Source organism: Paenarthrobacter sp. NPDC057355, assembly GCF_042667405.1.
Lineage (GTDB): Bacteria > Actinomycetota > Actinomycetes > Actinomycetales > Micrococcaceae > Arthrobacter.
This window is the reverse complement of the sequence record NZ_JBHVAL010000024.1, coordinates 36,901-43,055: the sequence shown is the minus strand read 5'-3', so window position 1 is coordinate 43,055 and position 6,155 is coordinate 36,901. Positions and strand designations below refer to the sequence as shown.

Here is a 6,155-nt window from a genome sequence, read left to right as displayed (position 1 = left end):
GGGGCGCGGGGTTTTCCGTGATTGAGACACCAGGCGATGACGCCGGAGCGGCGCAGCGCCGTAGCGTCAGCCAGTCCGTGGATTTTGCCCTGTGCGCGGAGCCAGAACAACGGATGTTGCTGGCCGTGGCTTCCGTCGTTGACGAATACGGGATTGCTTCGGGGTGGGATGAAGAGGCCGGTGGTGCGCGCGGCGTTGCTATCCCGGGGCTTGCGCTGAAGGCAGGAATGGACAGGGCAGCGGCAGAGCAGTCCCTGAATCTCCTGTGTGCCAGAGGGATGCTCATCCGTCTGACGGCGAAACATCATCCCTTCGGCCCGGTCTGGGTTCTGCCTGACTACGAGGACGAGCTGTGAAGAGGGCCTGGGGCCAAGGAGGCGCGCCTGGCGTCGCCGTCGTGGGTGTTTGAAAACGCCCAAACCGTTTCAAACACCCCGCTTAAACAGTTGAGAGGAACTTTTGGCGGGAGGGCGCAGGACGTGCGCCGGAGCCAACCAGCACGTGGTTGTTGATTCGCTTTTCGAACGATCTATAGGAGGTTTCGGCCGATGTTGAATCAGATTTTGACGTTGATGAGTCAGTTTGTGGGTGTGGGTGGTGGTGTGTGGCTGGTGTGGGGGGTTATCGGTCTGGCGACGGGTTTGCGGGATCAGTCCGGCCCGGACATTAAGACTGGTATTTGGCAGACCATTGGCGGGGCGATGATTATCGCGGCCGCGGTGCTGTTCAAGAACATCGTGGTTCCGTAAGGGCTTGGGATGGGACCGATTCTTGCGTTCATGTTGGACGCCTTGGGCGGTGGGGGCTGGTTCGGTGGCGGCCCTGACGGTGGTTCCTTCTCTGATCTGGGTAAGTCTTTGCCGGAGTACCAGGCGTCGATGTGGCAGTCGGTGGAGGCGGTGCATAACGTCGCTGTGAAGCCGGTGACTTCGGTGATTTTGGCGATCATGTTTGTGCTGATGTTGGCGCGGACGAGCACCCAGATTGAGGGGGATTCCCAGCTGGGTGTGAAAGTCGTTGCGGCGACGTTGTTGAAGGTTGCCCTTGTTTTCATCGCTGTGCAGAACGCGATGGGCATTTTGAACGCGATCTTGTCGATTTCCACGGATATTACGAAGTCGATCCTCACGAACCCGGCTGCGGGCAGGGGCGATATCGGCACGCAAATGCTGGACCGGATTAATGCGATGAACCTTATGGAGCAGGTGGGTGCGCTGGTCCTGTTGTTTTTTCCGTTCGTTATCGGAGCGGCAGCAACGGTGGTGCCGATTGTGCTGATTTTCGTGCGGTTCGTGCAGTTGTTCATCATGGCGGCGTTCGCGTCGTTGCCGTTGGCGTTTTTCGGGCATGAGGACACCAAACAGATCCCGATCGGCTATTTGAAGGCTTTCGCGGCGACGGCTTTATCGGGAACCGTGATGGTCCTGGCGATCAAGCTGTACGGCGCGATCGGTTTGACGGATTCCTTGAAGTTCAACGGCGAGGTTTTGCCGTTCATCCTGGGGAACTTTTGGAACATGCTGCTGGCCCCGTTGGTGTTGCTGTTCATTTTGCTCACGGCTAACGGCTTGGCCAAAAAGATCGTCGGGGACGGGTAGGGACTGGCATGGCTTTGGAAATGAAGGTCTTCAAGGAGATCGCCGCGTACCAGCCCAAACCAATGTTCGGGATGACGTGGCGGCAGTTGGCCGCCCTGGTGGTGATGGTCGTTATTGGTGGCGTCGTGTTCGCCCTGGTGACGTTCTTGCTCATGAAATCCGGCGCTGGCATGGAGGCAGCGACGACCGCTGCGATGTGGGTGCTGTGGCCGGTTCTGTTGCCGGCCGCGATGTGGGGATGGTGGCGGCCTAAGGGCCTGAAACCGGAGGAATTTCTGCCCTTCCCGGCCCGGGACATTTTGATGAAGAAGGAAGTGACGTATGGAACAGCAACAGGCACTGATCGAACAGGAAACGAACCCATGGCTGGTTCAGGAGACAGAGCCGAAGCGAAAGCGCGGGCCCGGCAGGTCCGGGCTCTTCGCCGGGGCGTTTCCGAGCGCGGGTAAGAAAGCACCCAAGCCAGCGCGTCAGAGGAAGACCCGGGTAGGGGCGACCCGCACGGGCATCGATCATGCCGGCGGGGTTGGTTTCAAGGCTGCCCCGAAAAGGTCGCAGGACGTTCTGGGGTACAAGGCGATGCTGCCCAGCGGGGTTGCGTGGCTGGGCGGTGATGAGTGGTCCATGACGTTGAGTTTTTCCGATATCAATTATGTGGCTGCTGCTGAGTCCCGGCAGGAGTCGTTGTTGGATAAGTGGGCCAGGCAGTTGAATTCCTTTGCTCCTGGTTCCCGGTTCCAGGTGTCGGTGGTGAACCGCGTCCTGGACGCTACCGATGTCGCATCCCTAGTTCATAAGCCGTTGACCGGGGACCGGCTGGATGAGTACCGGGTGGATTTCAACAGCATTGTGAGGTCCAAGCTGGCCTCTGGTAGCGCAAACACGGTCACGGAGAAGTACCTGACGGTCACCGTCCAGGAGGTCGACCGGGCGAAGGCCGAAGAGACCCTGACGAGGATTTTCCACGAGCTCGAGTCCTCGCTGGCTGCTTTGGATGGGTGTTCGGCGGTGCGGTTGAACAGGGCGGAGCGTTTGGCGGTGTTCTCGAGGCTGCTGCGCCCGTATGAGTTGTTCACCTTCAGTGAGGAGTCGTTCCTGACGGCGAAGGGGTCTTGCTCGACCGGGGATTATGCGGCCCCGTGGTCGGTGGCCACTACGGGGAAACATGGGCCGGTGGTGCTCCGTAGCGGGACGGGGACGACGTACTTCTCCACGGTGTGGGTCCGTGATTATCCGGTGTGGTTGACGGACAGGGTGTTCACGGAGTTGGCCGAGATCAAGGCCGACATGATTGCCTCGTTCCACGCGGAGCCCTATAGCCAGCTTGATGGTGCGGTCATGGTCAACCGGCAGGTCGCTGAGTTGGAGATGCAGAAAGACAATGAGGAACGGAAGGCCCTGAAGCAGGGACGCAGTAAGGACTCCATCCCGCACAAGTTGAAGGTTGCTTATGATGAGGCAACCGGGTTGCGGGACGAGCTGGGAGATTCGAACCAGAAACTTTTCTCGACGTTGTTCTTGGTCGGTGTTTCCGGTCCGGATCCGGAGACTGTGGAGAACACTGTCCGCCGGGTTTCAACGGTGCTCAGGAAGCTCTCCATTCCCGTGGACTCGCTTGCCTATATGCAGCGTGATGCGTTGACGACGGTTTTGCCCACGGGCCGGCGTCTGGTGCCGATGCGCAGGACCTTGACGACCTCGGCGGCTGCGATGTTGATTCCGTTCACGACACAGGAACTGTGTGTGCCTGGCGGGATTTGGTACGGGCTGAACGCGCAGTCCTCGAACCCGTTGCTTGCTGACCGGACGAAAACGAAGAACGGAAACGGTTTCATCCTGGGCACGTCGGGGTCGGGTAAGTCGCAGGCGTGCAAGTCCGAAATCATGAATATTTTTCTGTCCCGGCCGAACGATGATGTGATCATCATTGACCCCGAGCGGGAGTACGAACCGCTGGTTCAGGCCGTGGCGGGGGAGACGGTGCGGGTCCATGCCGGGTCGGTCCAGCACGTGAATTGGATGGATGTTGACCTGGAGAACGTGGAGCCGGGCACTGATCCGGTCCATCTCAAATGTTCGTTCGTCCTTAGTGCTGTTGAAACGCTGGTTGGCGGCCGGGAGGGTTTGACCGGTGGGGAACGAGCGGCTGTGGACCGTGCCGCGCTTGCCCTGTACCGGGCTTACGCTGACGCGTATGAGGCTGACCGGGCCGCTGCCCGGATGCCCGTTCCGGAGGATCTGCGGAACGAACTGATACGTACTGGCGGGGAGGACGGGGCACGTCTGGCCGCCGCGCTTGAGCTGTACACGTCAGGGTCGTTGGCCGGCTTCTCGCAACGGACCAATGTCAACCCGCGCAACCGGGTGGTCTCGTGGGACATTTCCCAGCTGGGCACTGAGATGCGCGCCTTCGCCATGATGGTGATCCTGGATCAGATCTGGTCACGGATCGTGGCGAACAAGGCCGCAGGAAAGCGCACGTGGCTCTACGTTGACGAGTTCCATCTGCTGTTCAACAACCCCAAGACGGCCGAGTACTTCAAGGCTTTGTTCAAGCGTGCCCGTAAATGGGGTGCGATCCCGACGGGGATTACCCAGAACATTGAGGAACTGCTGGAAAACGCGGATGCGCGCCTGATGTTGGCTAACTGCGATTTCCTGATGCTCCTTGGACAGAACGAGACCGACGCGAACACGCTGACTGACTTGCTGACCCTTTCCGAGGAGCAGCGCCGGTACTTTACCAATGTCCAGCCGGGGAAGGGTTTACTCCGCTCCGGTTCGGCAGTGGTTCCTTTTGACGCGCGAATCCCGGAAACGTCCAAGCTGCACGCATTGTTTGAAACGTCCTTCAAAGACCTGGCCGCATAGAGCCGGGGGCTGTGGTGAAGAACATTCGTCGCCCCGGTGCCGGCCGGGAAGCATCCGAGAGGCTGGCACGGTTGAAAGTGGCCACGAGGTCACAGCGGCTCAGCAGCGCCGGCACGGAGAAGACCATCCGACGAAACCAGAACATTCCTGACAAAGCTGGCGGTTCGGAGCGGGCTGGCGGGTCAAGCCGTCTGTCGCGGGCGGTCCGGTCCACGGCGACGGAGGTCCTCACTTCGACCCGGCCGGAGCAGGAGCATACCGACACGGCCAGCAAGGTTGAAGCGGCGGCCGCGTCCAGGACCCGTCGAACCGCTGCCCGCGCGGTGGGGAAGGTTCCAGGAGCTGGCACGGTGGTGTCAACGGTTTCCTCCCGGTCCGGTGTCAGTGAGAACACCGAAGCGGTGGGGCAGCAGTTCGCGAAGGATGCTGCCCGTCGTGGTGGTCTTCGCACGGCACGGGTGGCCGGGAAGTTGGGCAGGCGTTCGGCCAGGGCTGCAGGGCGTGGGGCGAAGGTCGCTGCCCAGGGCACGGGCTCGGCTGCCCGGACTGCGGCGATCAAAGCAGGGCATGTCACTGCCCGCTCCGCCGTACACGGGGCTCAAACCGCCATGGCGATGGTCCGGGGAGTGGTTGCCGTTGTTTCCGGGATCACCGCGGGCGGCCCGTTCACGGCTGGAATTGGTGCGGTGCTGGCCATTGTCGCAGTGGTGGCGAGTATTTTCGGAGCTGTCCTGCCAACAGTGAGCAACACCGTCTCGTGCACAACGCCGGCCACGGGCGCTGTTGGTGTCGCCTTCGGGGGTTACGGCCCTGAGCAGATGGCCAACGCCAAGGACATCATCCGGGCTGGTCAGGACGCCAAGTTGGACCCCCGTGACATCACCATTGCTGTGATGGTCGCAATGGGTGAATCGAGCCTGCGGATTCTCGCGTACGGGGATGCTGTCGGTCCGGACTCGCGAGGGTTGTTCCAGCAGAGGGATTCGTGGGGGCCTTTAGCGGTGCGGATGAACGCTTATGGTTCAGCGGGCTTGTTCTTCGAGGCGCTGAAGAAAGTCCCGAACCGGGAAGCCAAGGAACCAACCCAGGTCGCCCACGCGGTGCAGAGAAACGCGGACCCGAACCACTACACAAAATTCTGGGACGCTGCTGTTTCAGTGGTCTCCAGAGCCGGTGGCGGGACGGGCTCCAGGTGCGATGTGGGGACAGCAGGGGTACCCGGAGAACTGGGCAAGGGCGACGATTACCCGTTCAATCACGGCCAGTACAACGCCTCGAACCCTGTCACGGGCCTGGCGTTCAAGAACTGCACCGATTTCGCGTGGTGGCGGTTGATGCAGCAGCTTGGCATCACGGACCAGGCGCGAATGGACTCCCGCCGGATCGGCCCCGGTAACGGTGCGACGTGGGGGGATGCCTGGAAGCGGGCAGGCTGGACGGTCACGATGACCCCCACGGTCGGGGCGATCATCTGGTACGGGCCAGGGAACCCAGGAGGTAACCCTATCTACGGACACGTCGCGGTGGTCAAAGCCATCACCGCCGACGGGAAAGTGATCGAAGAAGGCTACAACATGGCCCCGGACAAACTGGGCGCCTACTACACGCGCGAAATCCCAGCTGACAAACCTACCGGGTACCTGCTTGTCCCGACGAAGGAACAGTACGCGAAGGCCGCATAGGCCA

General features: G+C 61.1%; 6 protein-coding genes. All 6 read left to right on the top strand.

The window, feature by feature from the left end:
• On the top strand, nucleotides 1-356 hold a 356-nt coding region (locus ACFUOZ_RS19640), incomplete at its 5' end, for a hypothetical protein (protein WP_377551272.1).
• Between the two features lie 192 nt (nucleotides 357-548).
• Entirely contained in the window at nucleotides 549-749 is a 201-nt protein-coding gene (locus ACFUOZ_RS19635; protein WP_377551270.1) for a hypothetical protein, read from the top strand.
• 9 nt (nucleotides 750-758) lie between these two features.
• Nucleotides 759-1,598, top strand: coding sequence for a hypothetical protein (locus ACFUOZ_RS19630; protein WP_377551267.1), 840 nt, complete (start codon nucleotides 759-761; stop codon nucleotides 1,596-1,598).
• 8 nt (nucleotides 1,599-1,606) lie between these two features.
• Nucleotides 1,607-2,047: a PrgI family protein gene (locus ACFUOZ_RS19625; RefSeq protein ID WP_377551265.1), complete on the top strand. Its 441-nt coding sequence runs from the start codon at nucleotides 1,607-1,609 to the stop codon at nucleotides 2,045-2,047.
• Nucleotides 1,938-4,469 carry a VirB4-like conjugal transfer ATPase, CD1110 family gene (locus tag ACFUOZ_RS19620; RefSeq protein ID WP_377551277.1) on the top strand — a complete coding sequence of 844 codons (2,532 nt, stop codon included), beginning with the start codon at nucleotides 1,938-1,940 and terminating at the stop codon, nucleotides 4,467-4,469. Before ACFUOZ_RS19625 ends, ACFUOZ_RS19620 begins: the two co-directional genes overlap by 110 nt.
• Before the next feature lie 11 nt (nucleotides 4,470-4,480).
• Nucleotides 4,481-6,151: a CHAP domain-containing protein gene (locus ACFUOZ_RS19615; RefSeq protein ID WP_377551262.1), complete on the top strand. Its 1,671-nt coding sequence runs from the start codon at nucleotides 4,481-4,483 to the stop codon at nucleotides 6,149-6,151.
• Nucleotides 6,152-6,155: the final 4 nt, after the last annotated feature.